The 676-nt window shown below is 47.0% G+C and carries 1 pseudogene; it reads right to left on the bottom strand.

From position 1 onward, the window contains the following. Positions 1–676: pseudogene (locus ACWHAR_RS27815) on the bottom strand (DNA-directed RNA polymerase subunit beta'); the annotation flags it as partial.

The following is a 676-nucleotide window of genomic DNA, read 5'->3' as shown; positions in this document are numbered from 1 at the left end:
GCAGATAATGGTACGTGAACCGCCATTTGGTCACCGTCAAAGTCAGCGTTGTAAGCTGTACATACGAGCGGGTGAAGACGGATTGCGCGTCCTTCAACAAGCGTTGGTTCAAACGCCTGGATACCTAATCTGTGAAGTGTAGGGGCACGATTCAGCAGTACCGGGTGCTCCTTAATAACTGATTCTAGTACATCCCAAACTTCAGGCTGCACGCGCTCAATTTTGCGTTTCGCACTCTTAATGTTATGAGCAAGACCTTTTTCAACAAGTTCTTTCATAACGAAAGGTTTGAAAAGTTCAAGCGCCATTTCCTTCGGTAATCCGCATTGGTACATTTTCAAATGAGGACCAACAACGATTACAGAACGTCCGGAGTAATCGACACGTTTACCAAGAAGGTTTTGACGGAAACGGCCTTGCTTCCCTTTCAGCATGTGAGAAAGAGATTTTAACGGTCTGTTACCAGGACCTGTTACAGGGCGTCCGCGGCGGCCGTTGTCAATTAGGGCATCGACAGCCTCTTGAAGCATACGCTTTTCGTTTTGAACGATGATGCTAGGCGCACCAAGGTCCAAAAGGCGTTTCAAACGATTGTTACGGTTGATGACACGACGATAAAGGTCATTCAAATCAGAAGTCGCAAAACGTCCGCCATCTAGCTGAACCATCGGTCTAA

The sequence above is a fragment of the Bacillus sp. LR--39 genome (genome assembly GCF_053613335.1).
This window is presented reverse-complemented; position numbering and strand designations above follow the sequence as displayed.